The sequence below is a fragment of the Methyloceanibacter stevinii genome (assembly GCF_001723355.1).
Taxonomy (GTDB): Bacteria; Pseudomonadota; Alphaproteobacteria; order Rhizobiales; family Methyloligellaceae; genus Methyloceanibacter; species Methyloceanibacter stevinii.
Map to the genome: position 1 here is coordinate 42,262 of NZ_LPWE01000004.1, position 17,681 is coordinate 59,942.

General features: G+C 62.9%; 9 protein-coding genes and 1 pseudogene. 6 read left to right on the plus strand and 4 right to left on the minus strand.

The genetic code is table 11. The features are described from left to right. Positions 1-42 precede the first annotated feature (42 nt). Positions 43-1,692: a B12-binding domain-containing radical SAM protein gene (locus AUC70_RS02630; RefSeq protein ID WP_069443475.1), complete on the plus strand. Its 1,650-nt coding sequence runs from the start codon at positions 43-45 to the stop codon at positions 1,690-1,692. Positions 1,693-1,736: 44 nt separating this feature from the next. On the opposite strand, the pseudogene AUC70_RS02635 reads toward AUC70_RS02630, so the two are convergent. Then, positions 1,737-2,743, minus strand: a pseudogene (locus tag AUC70_RS02635) (KpsF/GutQ family sugar-phosphate isomerase). Between the two features lie 458 nt (positions 2,744-3,201). Here AUC70_RS02635 and AUC70_RS02640 point away from each other — a divergent pair. After that, positions 3,202-4,683, plus strand: a complete 1,482-nt coding sequence (locus AUC70_RS02640; RefSeq protein WP_069443476.1) for an outer membrane beta-barrel protein — start codon at positions 3,202-3,204, stop codon at positions 4,681-4,683. A gap of 39 nt (positions 4,684-4,722) precedes the next feature. Here AUC70_RS02640 and galU read toward each other — a convergent pair whose 3' ends face one another. Continuing rightward, positions 4,723-5,595 carry a UTP--glucose-1-phosphate uridylyltransferase GalU gene (gene galU, locus AUC70_RS02645; protein WP_069443565.1) on the minus strand — a complete coding sequence of 291 codons (873 nt, stop codon included), beginning with the start codon at positions 5,593-5,595 and terminating at the stop codon, positions 4,723-4,725. A gap of 158 nt (positions 5,596-5,753) precedes the next feature. Here galU and galE point away from each other — a divergent pair, with 158 nt between their 5' ends. The 4 genes from galE (at position 5,754) to AUC70_RS02665 (ending at position 11,177) form a co-directional block, all read left to right on the plus strand. Next, positions 5,754-6,746 carry a UDP-glucose 4-epimerase GalE gene (gene galE / locus AUC70_RS02650; protein ID WP_069443477.1) on the plus strand — a complete coding sequence of 331 codons (993 nt, stop codon included), beginning with the start codon at positions 5,754-5,756 and terminating at the stop codon, positions 6,744-6,746. Between the two features lie 100 nt (positions 6,747-6,846). After that, on the plus strand, positions 6,847-8,154 hold the full coding sequence (locus AUC70_RS02655; protein WP_069443478.1) for a lytic murein transglycosylase: 1,308 nt from the start codon (positions 6,847-6,849) through the stop codon (positions 8,152-8,154). 84 nt (positions 8,155-8,238) lie between these two features. Beyond that, positions 8,239-9,963, plus strand: a complete 1,725-nt coding sequence (locus AUC70_RS02660; RefSeq protein WP_083241189.1) for a lytic murein transglycosylase — start codon at positions 8,239-8,241, stop codon at positions 9,961-9,963. Between the two features lie 29 nt (positions 9,964-9,992). After that, entirely contained in the window at positions 9,993-11,177 is a 1,185-nt protein-coding gene (locus tag AUC70_RS02665) for an SGNH/GDSL hydrolase family protein (protein ID WP_069443480.1), read from the plus strand. A gap of 27 nt (positions 11,178-11,204) precedes the next feature. Here the strand turns inward: AUC70_RS02665 and AUC70_RS02670 are convergent, their stop codons facing one another. Both AUC70_RS02670 and gltB read right to left on the minus strand, forming a co-directional pair. Next, positions 11,205-12,620 carry a glutamate synthase subunit beta gene (locus tag AUC70_RS02670; RefSeq protein ID WP_069443481.1) on the minus strand — a complete coding sequence of 472 codons (1,416 nt, stop codon included), beginning with the start codon at positions 12,618-12,620 and terminating at the stop codon, positions 11,205-11,207. A gap of 86 nt (positions 12,621-12,706) precedes the next feature. Further along, positions 12,707-17,425, minus strand: a complete 4,719-nt coding sequence (gene gltB / locus AUC70_RS02675; protein ID WP_069443482.1) for a glutamate synthase large subunit — start codon at positions 17,423-17,425, stop codon at positions 12,707-12,709. Between the last annotated feature and the right edge of the window lie 256 nt (positions 17,426-17,681).

Consider the following 17,681-nt stretch of genomic DNA (forward strand, 5'->3'; position numbering starts at 1 on the left):
GTATCAAGTAGAAGAGAGAATCGCTCGCATTAGAAGGACATCATGGCCGATATCGTCATCGTCAATCCGCGCTTCGACATCTCTTTCTGGGGGTTCGAGCACTGTATGCCGCTCTTTGGCAAGAAAGCTAATTTGCCGGTCGCCTGCCTGGCCCTCCTAGCCGCTCTCGTACCGGACCATCATGACGTGACGCTGGTCGATGAGAATGTCGAGGACATCGACTTCGACCGTTTGGCGCGCGCGGATATCGTCTGCTTGACTGGAATGAGCATTCAAGGGAGCCGGCTCCTCGAAATTCTCGACGTCATGCGCGAACGTGGTGTGATGACGGTCGTCGGCGGCCCCATGGCCACGGTCGAGCCCGAAGTGCTCGAAGGATTGACCGATGTGATCTTCGTGGGCGAGGCGGATGAGACCTGGCCGAAGTTTCTGGCCGAGTGGGAAAACGGCGAGCACAAATCCCGCTACGAGCAGGCCGAAAAAACCAACCTTGAAACGCTGCCATTGCCGCGAGCCGATCTGCTCAAAGCGGAACGCTATATGTTTGGCAGTATGCAGATTTCGCGAGGCTGTCCGTTCACGTGCGAGTTCTGCGACATCATCGTAACTTTCGGGCGCCGCCCGCGCCTCAAGGCGAGCGAGCAGGTCATCGCCGAGCTCGAATCTTTTCTCGAGGTCGGCTTGAAGATCGTCTTCGTGGTGGATGACAACCTCATCGGTAACAAGAAGGCCATCAAGCCGATCCTGCGCGACATCATCGAGTGGCAGCAGGCGCGCGCCTACCCGCTCACGCTCTTCACGGAGGCCTCGCTCGACCTCGCCGAGGACGAGGAACTCATGGAACTCATGGGTCTCGCGGGTTTCCAGAATGTCTTTATCGGCATCGAAACGCCGAACGAGGAGTCGTTGCGGGAGACGAAGAAGCTGCAGAACGTGCGTCCGAACGCGGGCTCGCTGATCGACCGCGTGCATCGCATCCAGGACAAAGGCATCGATGTGTGGTGCGGCATGATCGTCGGTTTCGACCACGACGACACGACGATTTTCCCCGCCGTGCCGGAGTTTCTATCCCGCGCAAGAATTTCGACGGCTCTCGTCGGCATGTTGCATGCAATTCCAACGACACCGCTCTTCAAGCGTCTTAAGGAGGCCGGCCGCCTGAATACCGCCGAGGATGCCGATCTGTACGGCACGAATGTCGTCCCGCTTGGCATGTCGTCCGAGGAACTGCGGGACGGCTTTATCCAGGTCATGCTGGAGACGTATTCAGCGGACGCGTATTTCAGCCGTCTCGATTCGCAGTTCTTCGATCAGGACTTCAAGTTCACGGTGCACCAGCTCCCGTACTGGGACGACTGGCGCTGGGCCTGGGCCAAGCGCGCCTCCTACAATTACGTGCGCTTTGGTGTGATCGCTTCGCGTCTCCTGAGCGCCGTGAAGGATCCGGATCTACGTGCCCGCTACCGCAAGCAACTGGCCCAAGTGGTGAAGAAGCGCTGGCGCGAGCCCCATATCCTCTTCATCTATGCCCTGAAGGTGGCGACGCACTATCACTATGCGGAGCTCGTTCGGTCCATCGCCGATGTCGATCCTGAAACAGGTGCGATGTCGAATGCCGGCCGGTCGTTCTCGCGTGCGCGCAAGGGTGAACAGGTGGTGGACAAGAAGGACAAGGAAGCGATCGCCGCGTAGGCGGTTCTTGTCCTGGCAGTCTCTTTTGTGAGGCGACGCTCGTCCTAGGCCACGCCCGCGCGCAGAAGATCATGGATGTGGACGATGCCGACGGGCCGTCCGTCCTCCACGACGAATAACGCCGTGATGGCCGAGGCGTTGATGATCTCCAGCGCCGCGCTCGCCATGATGTCGCGCGTCACGGTCTTCGGCGCAGGCGTCATGATTTCTACCGCACGCCGATCGAGCAGGCCGTTGCCCATATGCCGGCGCAGATCGCCGTCGGTGATGATGCCCTGCAACTCGCCGTTTTGATTCACGACGCCAAGGCAGCCAAGAGCCTTTTCGGTCATGACAACGATGGCTTCGGACATCACCGTGTCGGCGTCGGTCAGCGGAAGGTCGGTCTCCCGGTGCATCAGATCGTCCACGAATTTCAGCCGGGCCCCGAGCTGGCCGCCGGGATGCAGTACGCCGAAGTCGAGCGCCGTGAAGCCCTTGCTTTCCAGCAGCGCGATGGCGATGGAATCCCCCAGGGCCAGCTGCATCATGGTCGAGGTCGTTGGGGCGAGCCCGTGCGGACAGGCTTCCTTCGAGCGGGGGAGCGCCAAGACGACCTCCGCAGCTTTTGCGAGTGTGGAGTCCGCGTTGGACGTAATCGCCACCAGCGGTACGGCGAAGCGGCGCGAATAGGAGAGGATATTCTCGAGTTCGACCGTCTCTCCCGACCAGGAAAATGCCAAAATCGCATCATCCGGGGTGATCATGCCGAGGTCGCCATGGCTCGCCTCGCTCGGGTGCACGAAATAGGCGGGCGTCCCCGTAGAGGCCAGGGTGGCGGAGACCTTCAGGCCCACATGGCCGCTCTTGCCCATGCCGGTCACGATGACGCGGCCGCGGCAGCCCCGCAAAATGCCGAGCGCGGCGGCGAAGTCGCTGAAAGTTCGCCAGAGAGCGCTTCCTGAAGGGCGCTCAGACCTTGGGCTTCGAGCTGCAGCGTTCGCGTGGCCGAGGCGACGGCCTCGCTGTGGTCTTCGGCTGTAACTAGATCCTGTTTCAAACCAACGGACATCGGCTCGTATTCCCCCTCTGCGGCGCGCAATTCTAGCATGGAATAAGGCATTGAAACGTCAAGCCAAGCCTCTTTCCCAAACCCATTGCCCAGGACCGATTTGGGACGCCGATAAACGCCTCGTTAACCCTGTTTCCCCTAGGCTCGATAGGTCAACGGGTCCAGGTGCGGAACTCTCGCTGCCGAGAGCTCCTTGCACAAGCCCAAGTCCGATCGAGGTGCGTCCTTGCCGCGTCGCCAAACGTCCAGCGCAGCGGGCGTGCTCGCTGCCACTATGCTTGCCGCCTCTCTTGCGCCGGCTGTGGCGCAGGACACGCCAGGCTTGCGCGGCAGCATCGGCACGCCTTCGTCGGGCATTTCCACCGGTACAGGGACGGCCGCGCCGACGGCCCGCTCGCTCGGGCTTCCGCTGAGGGGCGGCATCGTCGAGGAGTCGGCCGGGGACGGCTTGGGCGACGATGCTCGCAACCGATCTCGGCACAAATGCTGAGGACACGGACCCTCTCGGCGGACTCGGTGACGACGCCACCTCGGCCGGGACGACCCAAGCCCCCGATGTCACCGTCAGCCGTCAGCTCAGACCCTCGACGGTGGATCCTGGCCTTCGGGGTACGGTCGTGGCGGACGAAGCGGTTCCGGGCTTCGGCATCGATGAGGGCAGGGCGGAAGCGCCGGGCGAAGTCGATCCCTTCGGCGATCCCGTGGAAACGCCGCTGCGGGACGACATCGTGGATATCGACCCGGCCGACGATCCGCTTGGACTGCGCGTGCGCCAGCTCGATCCCTACGAACCGCTCGGCACCCGTCTCGGCAGTTTTTTGCTCTTCGCCGAGGCTGATGTCGGCATGATCTTCACGGACAACGTGCTGGGCACGCCGAACGGAAACTCGGCCTATGCTTTCGAGTTCGCACCGGAAGTCCGCCTTGAATCGGATTGGGCGCGGCATGCCTTCGAGGCCGAGTTCACTGCCGACCGAAGCTGGTTCAACCGGTTCTCCGTGGAGGACGACAAGATCTACGCGGCGCTGCTGCGCGGCCGGCTCGATGTCGGCGCGCGGACCAATGTGCAGCTCGAGCTAGGCAAGGCGCAGACTCAGGACGGCCGAAACGCGGTCGACATCACCAACATCGCCGGGTTCCAGACGAATGTGCAGGAGGAGCAGATCTCGCTGTCGGCCGAGCACAATTTCAACCGGCTGACGGTCGAGGTCGAGGGCAGCATCTCGACCTTCGACTACCAAGACCTGACCGGCGTGCAGCAGGCGCTGGCGGAGACCGTGACGGGACAGTTCATCCCGCTCGTCGATGTCAGGGACTATCGCGAGAACGAGCTCACCATGCGCGGCACGTATGAATTCAACCCGGGTCTGTCCCTCTATCTGGAAGGGGAGATCAGCGAGGATGTGTACAAGCAGCCGGTCACGGTCTCGGGCCTCACGCGGGATTCGAACGGGTTCGCGACGCTCGCCGGCATGACGTTCTCGGTCAGCAACGCCTTCTACGGCGACATCAGTCTCGGCTGGGGCGAGCAAAGCTCGATTGCCGACGATACCGCGCCGGTCGAAGGATTCTTGTTGAACGCGGACGTCGTTTGGATGCCGACCCCGATGACGCTTGTCGAGTTCCTTGCCAACTCGCAGATCGCGACCGCCAATACGGTGGATTCGCTCGGTGCCGTCTCGCGGAGCTACCGCCTGTCGCTGCAGCACGCGTTCTGGCGCTATCTCGTGGTGGGCGGCTATCTGAGCTACGAAACGGCGGATTATGCAGACAATCCGCTCATCGACGAGCGGCTGCGCGAAGGCCTCACCATGGAGTACTTCTTCAATCCGAACATGTCCGTGTACACCCAATATGAGCATACGGACTTCATGTCGACGGACCGCTTCAACGAATATGCCGAGAACGAGATTCGCGTCGGCCTACGCATCCGCAACTAAGGAGCCGAGTGACCGCGCCCCGTCGATCTGCGTTGGCGATCAGAGCAGCTTCTTGATCTCGGCAACGACATCGTCGCGCAAGTCGGGTCGTTCGAGCGCGTAGGCGACATTGGCCGCGAGGAACCCGGACTTCGATCCGCAATCGAAGGCGCGGCCTTCATATTCGACCGCATAGAAGGGCTGCGTCGTCAGGAGCTTCAGCATGGAATCCGTCAGCTGGATCTCGCCGCCCGAGCCGGCTCCCTGTTCGGACAAGAGATCGAAGATTTCGGGCTGCAGGATGTAGCGGCCGAGGATGGTTAGATTGGAGGGCGCGGTGCCGGCCGGGGGTTTCTCGACCATGCCGGTGACGGGAAAGACATTTCCTTCCGCATCGCCTGTCGCGACCACGCCGTAGTTCTTCGTTTGGTCATCGGGGACAGGTTCGACCGCGAGAATATTGCCGCCATGCTTGTTGTAGACGTCGAGCATCTGCGCAAGGCATCCCTTGCCCGGCACCTGCACCAGCACGTCCGGCAGGATCACCGCGAACGGCTCGTTGCCGACGATCTCACGGGCGCACCAGACCGCATGGCCCAGCCCCAGAGGTGCCTGCTGGCGGACGAAGCTCGCCTCGCCGGCGTCGGGCAGGCATTCGGCGAGGATCTCGAGCGCCTCCGTCTTGCCTCGTGCGGCCAGCGTCTCCTCGAGTTCCGGTTGTCTGTCGAAATGGTCTTCGATGGCGCCCTTGTTGCGGCCGGTGACGAAGACCAAATGCTCGATGCCGGCCTCGCGCGCCTCGTCTACAACGTGTTGGATCAACGGCCGATCCACCACGGTGAGCATTTCTTTGGGCATTGCTTTCGTAGCGGGTAGAAATCGTGTGCCGAGCCCTGCGACGGGAAACACGGCTTTGCGAATGCGGGCAGGCATCAAGTCCTCTTTCAAAGCTGCGGGCTGGGCCCGGAGGCGAAACGGGCACAGGGATGACAAACCAGACAGACCAAACGATGGCGTTTAGCAGTCTCTAAACCACCTCTGCGATAGCACAAATACAGCGCTTGACGTGCGGATTTTCGGGAAACGATCCAATGAGTGTACTTGTCACGGGCGGGGCCGGTTATATCGGCAGCCACATGGTCTTGGAGCTGTTGGCCGCCGACAACGACGTCATCGTTCTAGACGACTTGTCGACCGGATTCCGGTCTGCCGTGCCGGATGCGGCCCGCTTCGTGGAGGGCAATGTCGGCGACATGGCTCTAGTTGGACAGCTTCTGCGCGACTACCCCATCGACACGATCATGCATTTTGCCGGGTGGATCGTCGTGCCGGACTCGGTCGTCGATCCGTTGGGCTATTACGGCAACAACACCTCCAATTCCCGAAATCTGTTGGCGTGCGCGGTTGATGCCGGTGTGCAGTATTTCGTCTTTTCTTCCTCGGCGGCCGTCTACGGCGAGCCCGAGCACTCGCCGGTCGACGAGGACGCACCGCTGCAGCCTATTTCGCCATACGGCAGTTCGAAGCTCATGACCGAGACGATGCTCGCCGACACGGCGAGGGCGCATCCGTTGCGCTATGTGGCCTTGCGGTACTTCAACGTGGCCGGTGCGGATCCTCAATGCAGGGCCGGACAGTCCACCCCCCGGGCCACGCATCTCATCAAGGTCGCGTGCGAAGCGGCCATGGGAGTCCGGCCTAAGATTGACGTGTACGGAACGGATTATCCGACGCCGGATGGAACCTGCGTGCGCGACTACATCCACGTTAGTGATTTGGTTCGGGCACATCTCGACGCTCTGCGTTACCTGCGGGCCGGCGGCGAGAGTGTGGTCCTGAACTGTGGCTACGGCCGGGGATTCTCAGTCCTGGATGTCGTGGAGACGGTGAAGCGGCTTTCTGGCGTCGACTTTCCTGTCCAAATGGCCGATCGCCGTCCCGGCGATCCACCCGCGCTCGTCGCGGGCGCCGGCCGCATCCACAAGGTGCTCGGGTGGGAGCCTCGGCTGGACGATCTCGATGCCATCGTCGGCCATGCCCTTGCCTGGGAACGGCATCTCAAGGACGAAGGCGGACCGGCCTAGCGTCGGGTCTGGCCGTTCCATGTCGAACGCGCCTTTTCAAGGTCATAGAGGCCCGCCACACTCTGCGTAGAGATTCGTTTGGAAGCTTGAAGGATCGTCTATGGCGGCCGCACGGCTTACACGGACGCGTTTGGCGTTCGCATTGTTATTCGCACTCGCGCTCACTTCATGGCCTGTGGCCGGAGTTGCCGACCCCGCGTCCGACTACAAACGCGCGGTCGAAGCCAGTTTCAAGCAGTGGCTTGAAGGCTTGTGGCCGGAGGCGGAAGCCGCTGGCATTTCCCGCGCGACCTTCGACAAGCAGCTGAAAGGGCTGAAGCTCGACTGGTCGCTGCCGCAGCTCACGCCGCCCGATCCCGCCTATCCCGGCGGCCCGGCCTTGCCCGACTCCATGAAGCCGAAGCCCAAGCCGCAGGCCGAGTTCGGCGTGCCCCAGAACTATTTCAAAGCAAGCAGCCTGAATGCGCTCGCTGGCAGCGGCCGGGCCAAGTACCGGCAACTCGCTCCCACGCTGAAGGCTATCGAGGAGCAGTATGGCGTCCCGGCCAGCATCGTGCTCGCCATCTGGGGGCGCGAAACCGGATTTGGCCGCGCAGCGCTGCCTTACGACGCCGTCACGGCGATCGCGACGCAGGCCTTCATGGGCCGGCGTGCCGACGAGTTCCGTCCGCAATTGATCGGTGCGCTTCAGATCATCGAACTCGGTCATGCGACCCGCCAGATGATGAAGAGCTCTTGGGCCGGCGCGATGGGGCATGTTCAATTTCTGCCGGGCGACTTCGAGGAACATGCCGTGGATTTCGACGGCGACGGACGGCGTGACATCTGGCGTTCGGTTCCGGACGCGCTGGCCAGCGCCGGCAACGCGCTGCGAAGCCAGGGGTGGGACGGGAACCAGCCTTGGGCTTACGAGGTGACGCTCCCGAAGAATTTCGACTGCACGCTGCAGGGGCCGGATCAATCGCTGCCCATCAAGGAATGGATCGATCTCGGGGTCCGGCGCGTCAACGGCCGCGAATTCCCGCAAGACCGGCTCGGCGACTGGACCTTCCTCGTGCTCCCCGCCGGGATGAAGGGGCCGGCCTTTCTGGCCACGACCAATTTCTCGGTCCTGAAGCTCTACAACAACTCGGATGTCTACGCGATTTTCGTCGGGCATGTGGCCGACATGATCGCCTACAACACGCCCGTCCAGTTTGTCGGCACATGGCAGCCGGTGGAGCGCTTCACCCGCGATCGTGTCCTCAAGTTCCAGGAAGTGCTTGTTTCCCAAGGCCATGACGTCGGGAAGGTCGACGGACTGGTCGGCTTCAAGACGCGGCAGACGATCGGCAAGGAGGAGAAGGCGCGGGGGCTGCCTCTGACCTGCTACCCGAGCCACGCCTTGATTAACCAGGTGCTAAAGTAGGGTCTGTCATTCTAGGCAAATGCGTAACGGCGGGTTTGCCACGGTTTTGCCCGCCCCATTTGTTATTTTTCCAGGATGAGATCCATGAACTGTCCTAAGATATTGATATCGTCTGCCTTTTCGGCTGGTCTGGCCTGCGTCTCTCTCGCGGCCTACCCGAGCGCGGCGTATGCGGACAAGTTTCAGACCTGCGTGAAGAGCTTTTGGCCCGCCGCGAAGCGTGGCGGCGTCAGCTGGGAGACGTTCGAGAGGGCGACCGCTGGCATCTCGCACGACCAAGAAGTGATCGAGTCCGCCAAGTATCAGCCCGAATACAAGAAGCCGATGGGCGAGTACGTGGAACGCGCGATCTCACCGAAGCGGCTTACGATGGGGCAGCAGATGCTCATCGAGTATGGGCCGCTGCTCCAGCAGGTCGAGGCCAAATACGGCGTCGACAAGCACATCGTTCTGGCCATCTGGGGCGTGGAATCGAACTACGGCACCAACAAGGGCGACAAGCAGGTCATCCAGTCGCTCATGACCCTGGCCTGTTCGGGGGTCAAATCCAAGTTCGCCCGCGGCCAAATCGTTTCGGCACTGAAGATCCTGCAGCACGGCGATACGGACCCGGCGCATTTCAACGGGTCCTGGGCCGGCGCCATGGGGCACACGCAGTTCATTCCCACCACCTATTCGGCTTATGCGGTCGATTTCGACGGTGATGGGCGCCGCGATATTTGGGACACGATCCCCGATGCTCTTGGCTCGACGGCTGCCTATTTGAGGAAGTCGAAATGGATTCCGGGGCAGACTTGGGGTTACGAGGTCAAACTGCCCTCGAGTTACACCGCCAAGAGCTACAAGCGCGGGACCTACCGGACGCTTGCGAGCTGGCAGGCCGCGGGCATCACCCGCGCCAACGGCAAGCCGTTCCCGCGGCCCGGCGACAAGGCGCAGCTTTTGTCGCCGGACGGACGCAATGGTCCGTCCTTCCTGGTCCTGAACAATTTCCGCTCGATCCTGCGCTACAACAACGCCGACTCCTACGCGCTTGCCGTCGGGCATCTGGCGGACCGGCTCGCGGGCTACGGGCCCTTCATCCAGTCCTGGCCCACAAGTGAGAACCGGCTGTCCATGGATCAGCGCATGGAGTTGCAGCGCCATCTGATTGCGCTTGGGCATCTGGAAGGCGAGGTGGACGGCATCATCGGCAGCGGCACGCTCGAAGGCGTGCGGTCCTATCAGCGCGCTAAGGGTATGGCCGTCGACGGCTATCCGACGCAGACCATTTTGAAGAAGCTGAGAGCCGAGGCGCCGGCACTACCTCCGGCCGCTGCGCCCGACTCGACGGCGTCCATTCCGGGCGCCCAACCGGTTCCGGGACAGGCGGCGCAGCCTCAGAACGGCATGCAGCCTCAATATGTGCCGCAGCAAGCGGTCGCCCCCGCTCAACCGGGCGCGGGGAATGCCGTGCAGCCGCAATACATCCATCCTCAAGGGGCTGTCCCGCAAGCCAACAGGCAGCAGCAGCTCCTGGCTCCGGCGCAGCCCCCGATGGCTCAGCCGCAAGCGGCTCAACCTCAAGCCGTGCAGCCTCAGCCTGTGCAGCCGCAAGCCACTCAGCAGCAGCAGGTTGCGGCGGAATATTCGCCTCCGGGCCAGATGAATGCTTACGCGATCATTCCAATCCACCCGCAGCCTGTGCAACAGCGCAGCCGGCCCAGGCCTTGCCCTGGCGGTCCGGGCAGGCAGGTGCGTCGTCCTATTCGCGCAGCGCTTCCGACGTGCCTCCTGCACAGGCGAATTAGTGCTATGATGGGTGCCTGATGTCCCGCCTAAGGAATCTTTGCACCCCCATGCCTCGTCTGATCGGCTCGATCGTGCTGCTGCTGGCAGCGCTTCTCGTTTCCACGGCCTCGACGCCCGTGGCCGCACAAGATGCGCTCGCGCACCGCAGCTACATCACGCCGTTTCCCAATGGCGACCGCTACCGCGTGGTGGTGCTCGGCGACGGGGATGCGGACGGGCTCTGGAGCGGGCTCTATCGCTCCTTCGAAGAAGATCTCACCGTGGACGTCCTGAACCGGTCCAAGAAGTGGACCGGCTTCACAGACCCCAAGCGCTACGACTGGAACGGCGAGATCGACCAGATCTTGAACGACGGAACCTATCATGTCGCGGTCGTCCAGTTCGGCCTCGGCGAGCACAAGGCGATCCGGGAGAACGGCAAGGTTCTCAATGTGGGGACCGAAGAATGGCGCCAGGCCTATGGTGCCCGCATCGAGACGTTTATCCGGAAATTGCGGGCTGCGGGGCTGGGCGTCTACTGGGTCGGGCTGCCGGTGATGCGCTCGGCCGGCCAACGGGCTGCCGCCGAACGTCTCAACGACGTGTTTCGCGAGAAGGCCTTCGTGAACGGCGCCAAGTTCATCGATACATGGAGCGAGTTCGCCGACGAGAACGGCCAATACACGCTGGTGGGCACCGACGAGGACGGGCGGACCCAACGCATGCGCGACGGCGACGGTTTTACGTCGCGCGGCGATTTGAAGCTGGCCCAGCTCGTGAACAAGGAACTGCGCCAGGACATCGAACTTGCCAAGAAGGAACGCGACATTCCGCTCGCCGGCGATCCCGAGGAGCAGGAGAAGGTGGCGACGGGACTGACATCGCCTGAGCCTGCCGCCCGGACAGCTGCCGCAGGCGATCCGGTGGACGGCGAGGAAGGCGATGCCTTGCGGGAGGATCAGGTCGGTGACGTCAGCGTCGTGCGCCCGAATCGCGGCGCCTCGGCGCCGATCAACGATCCCGATGGCGACACGGGCTCCGGAGGTGCGCCGGATCCGCAGGTCATCACATCCAATCTGCCCGGTGGCTATACGGCGATCTCTTCGATTTCGGCGGTGTCCGACGTGACGCTGTCCTCGTCGCGGCCGCAGCTCCCGCTCGCGCAACGGCCCTACTATCGGGTGCTAGTACGTGGCGAGCAGCTCGAGCCGAAATCCGGACGCGCCGACGACTTCGCCTGGCCGCCCAGTTAAGAGCGCTTGAGCTAAGAACGCCGCCGCCTAGCGCGGCAGCGTCGTCGATCCCATCAGGAACTTGTCGATCGAATGGGCGGCTTGCCGTCCTTCGCGGATGGCCCAGACCACGAGCGACTGGCCGCGGCGCATGTCGCCCGCGACGAAGATCTTGCTCCGCGAGGTCTGGTAGTCGACGTCGTTCGCTTTGACATTGCCGCGCTGGTCGAGCTCGACCTTGAGGTCCGCGATCATGCCCCCGTGCACCGGGTGCAGGAAGCCCATGGCGAGGAAGACCAGATCGGCCGGGATCGTGAATTCGCTTCCCTCGATCGGCTTCATCTGCTCGTCGAGGCGCACGCACTCCAGCTTCTCGACCTTGCCGTCGCCGAGGAATCGGTTCGTCGCCACGCTGAAGTCGCGGACGGCGCCTTCGGCCTGGCTCGACGACGTGCGGAACTTGAGCGGCCAGTGCGGCCAGGTCAGCGCCTTGTTCTCCTGCTCGGGCGGCTCCGGCATGATCTCAAGCTGCGTGACGGCCGTCGCGCCTTGGCGGAATGATGTGCCGATGCAGTCCGAGCCTGTGTCGCCGCCGCCGATCACGACCACGCGCTTGCCTTCGGCGGTGATGGAGTCGACATCGCCCAGCGGCTCTCCCGACACACGGCGGTTCTGCTGCGGCAGGAATGTCATCGCGAAGTGAACGCCGTCGAGATCGCGCCCCGGCACGGCGAGGTCGCGCGGATGCTCCGATCCGCCGGCCAGCAGCACGGCGTCGTGCTTGCGCTCCAGGTCACGGATGTCGACATCCTTTCCCACGTCGACATTGCAGTGGAACGTGACGCCCTCGGCCTCCATCTGCGTCACGCGACGCTCGATGATGAACTTCTCCATCTTGAAGTCTGGAATGCCGTAGCGGAGCAGCCCGCCGGGATGAGCGTGCTTTTCGTACACATGCACGTCGTGGCCGGCGCGGGCCAGTTGCTGGGCGGCCGCTAGCCCTGCGGGCCCCGACCCGACAACGGCGACGCTCTTGCCGGTCTTCTTCTCGGGCGGCTGCGGCACGATCCAGCCTGCGTCGAAGGCGCGGTCCGCGATGGCGCGCTCGATCGATTTGATCGTCACCGGCTCGTCGATGATGTTTAGCGTGCACGCCGCTTCGCACGGCGCCGGACAGATGCGACCCGTCACTTCCGGAAAATTGTTCGTGGAGTGGAGGTTCAGCGCCGCGTCCTGCCAATCGTCGTGATAGACGAGGTCGTTCCAGTCGGGGATCTGGTTGTTGATCGGGCAGCCCGTGTGACAATAGGGGATGCCGCAATCCATGCAGCGCGCAGCCTGTTTCGTGATGTCCGCTTCACTCGGATCGATCACGAACTCCTTGAAATGGCGCACGCGGTCGGCGGCCGGCTGATAGGACCGGTCTTCCCGCTCGATTTCCAGAAACCCTGTAACTTTGCCCATTCGATTAGGATCTCCGCCCTAACTCATCTCATCCGTGCCAATGCCTCGGCAGTACCGAAGCCCGGCTCTCATGCCCGCATTGTGGCTTATTTGCCGGTCTCGCGCAGGCCGATTTCGATCGTGCCGAGCCCATCCGGGTCGGCAGCCTGTTGACGCGCCATTTCCTGCAGCGCGCGGCGATACTCCACCGGCATGACCTTGACGAATTTCGGCAGGTAGGTGGCCCAATTGTCCAATATCTCTCGGGCGCGGGCCGAGCCGGTATAGTGCAGATGGTTCTCGATCAGTTTGCGCAGGCGCAACGCATCGTGGCGCGTCATGTCCGTGAGATCCACGAGGCCGTGGGTCTCCAGGTCGCCGCCCTCGTGGAGATATTTCTCCATGGCTTGGTCTTCGCTCGGGATCGGCTCGAGCTCAACCATGGCCATGTTGCAGCGCTGCTCGAAATCGCCGGACTCGTCGAGCACGTAGGCGATGCCGCCGGACATGCCCGCCGCGAAGTTGCGGCCCGTGGGGCCGATCACGACGACCACGCCGCCTGTCATGTACTCGCAGCCGTGATCGCCGGTGCCTTCGATCACCGCTGTGGCGCCAGAGTTGCGCACGCCGAAGCGTTCGCCGCCGACGCCGTGGAAGTAGCACTCGCCGGAAATGGCGCCGTACAAGACCGTGTTGCCGACGATGATGGATTTCTCGGGGACGATCTTCGACTCCTCGGGCGGACGGACGATGATGCGGCCGCCCGACAAACCCTTGCCCACATAGTCGTTGCCTTCGCCGACGAGGTCGAACGTCACGCCATGGGCCAGCCAGGCGCCGAAGCTCTGGCCGGCGGAGCCGTTGAAACGGACCCAGATCGTGTCGTCCAGAAGACCGGCATGGCCGTAGCGCTTGGCGATCTCGCCGGACAGCATTGCGCCGGTCGAACGGTCGACATTCTTGATCGGCAGGTCGATCTTGACCGGCGCCTTCTCATCGATGGCCGCGCGGGCAAGTTCGATCAGCTTGGTGTCGAGAACGGTCTCGAGCCCATGGTCCTGCAGCTCGGTATGCCGGATCGGGTGCGTGTCGGCGTTGTCGGGCTTGTGGAACAGCTTGGTGAAGTCGAGCCCGCGCGCCTTCCAGTGGTCGATGGCGACTTCCTTGTCCAACACCTCGGTGCGGCCGATCATCTCTTCGAACTTCCGGAAGCCGAGGGCCGCCATGTACTCGCGCACTTCCTCCGCGACATAGAAGAAGAAGTTGATGACATGCTCCGGCGCGCCGGTGAACCGCGCTCTCAGGACTGGGTCCTGGGTGGCGATGCCCACGGGGCAGGTGTTCAGATGGCATTTGCGCATCATGATGCAGCCGGCCGCAATCAACGGAGCCGTCGAGAAGCCGAACTCGTCCGCCCCGAGCAGCGCGCCGACGATTACGTCGCGACCGGTGCGCAAGCCGCCATCGACCTGCACGGCGATGCGTCCGCGCAGCCGGTTCAGCACCAGCGTCTGCTGCGTTTCCGCAAGGCCGATTTCCCAGGGCGATCCGGCATGCTTGAGCGAGGTCAGGGGCGAGGCGCCCGTGCCGCCCTCGAATCCCGATATCGTCACGTGGTCGGACATGGCTTTGGCCACGCCTGCGGCGACCGTGCCGACGCCCACTTCCGACACGAGCTTCACGGAGATGTCGGCTTTCGGATTGACGTTCTTGAGATCGTAGATCAGCTGCTTGAGATCCTCGATCGAGTAGATGTCGTGGTGTGGCGGCGGGGAGATGAGGCCGACGCCCGGCGTCGAGTGCCGCACCTTGGCGATTGTCCCATCGACCTTGTGGCCCGGCAGCTGTCCGCCTTCGCCGGGCTTCGCACCCTGCGCGACCTTAATTTGGATCATGTCCGCGTTAGTGAGGTACTCCGTGGTCACACCAAAGCGGCCCGAGGCAACCTGCTTGATCGCCGACCGCATGGAATCGCCATTGGGCAACGGCGTGAAGCGATCCACTTCCTCGCCGCCTTCGCCGGTGTTCGACTTGCCGCCGATCCGGTTCATGGCAATCGCCAGCGTCGTGTGAGCCTCGCGGCTGATGGAGCCGAACGACATGGCGCCTGTCGCGAAGCGCCTCACGATCTCGCTGGCCGGTTCAACCTCGTCAAGCGGGACCGGCTTCTGGCCGAGTTCCTCGGCATTCTTGATGCGGAACATGCCACGCAGGGTCAGGAGCTCTTTGTCCTGCTGGTTTATGGCCTCGGCATAGGTGCGATATTTCTCGGGCAAGTCGCCACGGACCGCGTGCTGAAGATCGGCCACGACCTGCGGCCGCCACGAATGAGCCTCGCCGCGAACCCGGAAGGCATACTCGCCGCCGACGTCGAGAGCATTGCGCAAGACAGGGGCGTCGCCGAAAGCGGCCTTGTGCCGTTCGACGGTCTCCTTGGCGATCTCCGCAAGGCCCACGCCTTCGACCTGGCTGTTGGTACCGGTGAAGTACTTTGCCACGAAGTCGGACTTCAGTCCGACCGCGTCGAAAATCTGCGCGCCGCAATAGGACTGATAGGTCGAGATGCCCATCTTGGACATGACCTTCAGCATGCCCTTGCTGACGGCCTTGATGTAGCGCGTGATTGCCTCGTCAAGAGTGATGTCCTCGTCGATCTCCGGTAGCAGGGTCTCGAGCGTCTCGAAAGCGAGATAGGGGTTGATGGCTTCCGCGCCATAGCCGGCCAGCGTGCAGAACTGGTTCACTTCGCAGGCTTCGCCGGTCTCGACCACGAGGCCCACGGACGTGCGCAGCCCGCAACGGATCAGATGGTGATGCACCGCGCTCGTCGCCAAAAGCGACGGCAGAGGAATGCGGTCGCTGTCCGTCGCCCGGTCCGACAGGATGATGATATTGTCGCCTTCCAGGACAGCGGCTTCCGCCTTTTTGCAGAGCTGGTCGAGCGCGCCTGCCATGCCCTTTTCGCCGTCCTTGGCGGGGTAGGTCATGTCGAGCGTGACCGTCAGGAACTGATTATCTGCGACCGCGCCGATGGCCCGGATGCGTTCCAGATTCTCATTTGAGAGAATGGGCTGGGCGGCTTCCAGGCGCTTGTCCTTCGACGTGCCTTCGAGGTCGAGCAGGTTCGGCCGCGGGCCGATGAACGTCACCAGCGACATCACGAGTTCCTCGCGGATCGGATCGATCGGCGGGTTCGTCACTTGCGCGAAGTTCTGCTTGAAATAGGTGTGCAGCAGCTTCGGCCGGTTCGACAGAGCCGAGATGGGCGTGTCGGTTCCCATGGACCCGATGGCCTCCTGGCCGGTCTGGGCCATGGGCAGCATCAGGAACTTCAGGCTCTCTTGCGAATAGCCGAAGGCTTGCTGGCGATCCAACAGGCTGACATTGGGGCGCGTCGGCGCCACGTTCGCGCCCGGCAGCTCATGCACCTGGATCTGCGTCCGGTCGAGCCACTCCTGATAAGGATGCGAGTCGGTCATCTCCGCTTTGACCTCTTCGTCGGAGATGATGCAGCCCTTCTCGAGATCGATGAGCAGCATCCTGCCGGGCTGGAGCCGCCACTTCTCGACGATCTTGTCTTCCGGGAAGGGCAGGACGCCGGTTTCCGACGCCATCACGACGAGGCCGTCGTCCGTCACGAAATACCGGGCCGGACGCAGTCCGTTCCGGTCGAGTGTGGCGCCGATCTGCCGTCCATCGGTAAAGGCCATGGCGGCCGGGCCGTCCCACGGCTCCATCAGGCACGCATGGTATTCGTAGAAGGCGCGGCGCTTGGCATCCATCAGCGGGTTGCCCGCCCACGCTTCGGGGATAAGCATCATCGCTGCATGGGCGAGGCTGTAGCCGCCTTGCACCAGGAACTCGAGGGCGTTGTCGAAGCAGGCCGTGTCGGACTGGCCTTCATAGGAGATCGGCCAGAGCTTCGAGATGTTGTCGCCGAAGAGGGGCGATGACACGCTCGCCTGGCGCGCGGCCATCCAGTTCACATTGCCCCGCAGCGTGTTGATCTCGCCGTTATGCGCAACCATGCGGAAGGGATGCGACAGCTTCCACGACGGGAAGGTGTTCGTCGAAAATCTCTGATGGACGAGGGCCAGCGCCGAACTGAATTTCGGGTGGTGGAGATCCTGGTAGTAGGCGCCCAGCTGATAGGCCAGGAACATGCCTTTGTAGATCACCGTCCGGCAGGACAGGGACACGATGTAGAAGCCGATGTCGTGACCGCCGGTCTCGCCGTTGATCGTGTTGGAGATCACTTTGCGCAGGAGATAGAGCTTCCGCTCGAAGTCGGTCTCGTCCTTGATGCCGGGACCGCGTCCGATGAAGACCTGCCTGTGAACCGGCTCGGTCTCGATGACCTCCGGCGACAGCGTCGAATTATCGGTCGGCACGGTGCGCCAGCCCAGCAGGGTCAGGCCTTCGGATTCGACCACGCGCTCGATCGCGGATTCGCAATAGATGCGCTGAGCCTGATTGGAGGGCATGAAAATCTGGCCGACGGCGTACTCTCCGGGCTCCGGCAGCGTAAACCCGAGCGGGGCGCAGACCTCCACTAAGAAGTCGTGGGGAATCTGAATGAGCATGCCGGCGCCATCGCCGTCGCGCGGGTCCGCGCCCGCCGCCCCGCGATGGGTCAGGTTCACCAAGATCTCGAGGCCATGCTCGATGATCTTGTGGCTCTTGTTGCCTTTCAGGTCCGCGATAAAGCCGACGCCACAGGCATCGTGTTCGTTGGCCGGATCGTAGAGTCCTTCCGCGCGCGGCATGCCAGTCGCAGTCACGTTGAAAGGTCCAGGTAGGAGCGCACGGGGTGCAATCTTCTGCATGAATTCTCGGCCTCGCCGCCTGGGCGAGCATGTTGGGGTTGGGCCAAAAGCCTCTACCTCACCAATGTGACCGTCAAGGCAATAGTGAAGATCGGGCCCTGGTAGGCTAGCGTGCCTCTACGCTAGCGTACGCGGCGATTTATGGCAGCAGACCACCTCAAGTAAGGCGGTGTGAAGAGCTCCGCGCCGCAGACTCTAGTACAAAGGTCAGCAAGCCTGTCCTATTTCGCCCCAAAATGCCAGATTTCCGAGGCGT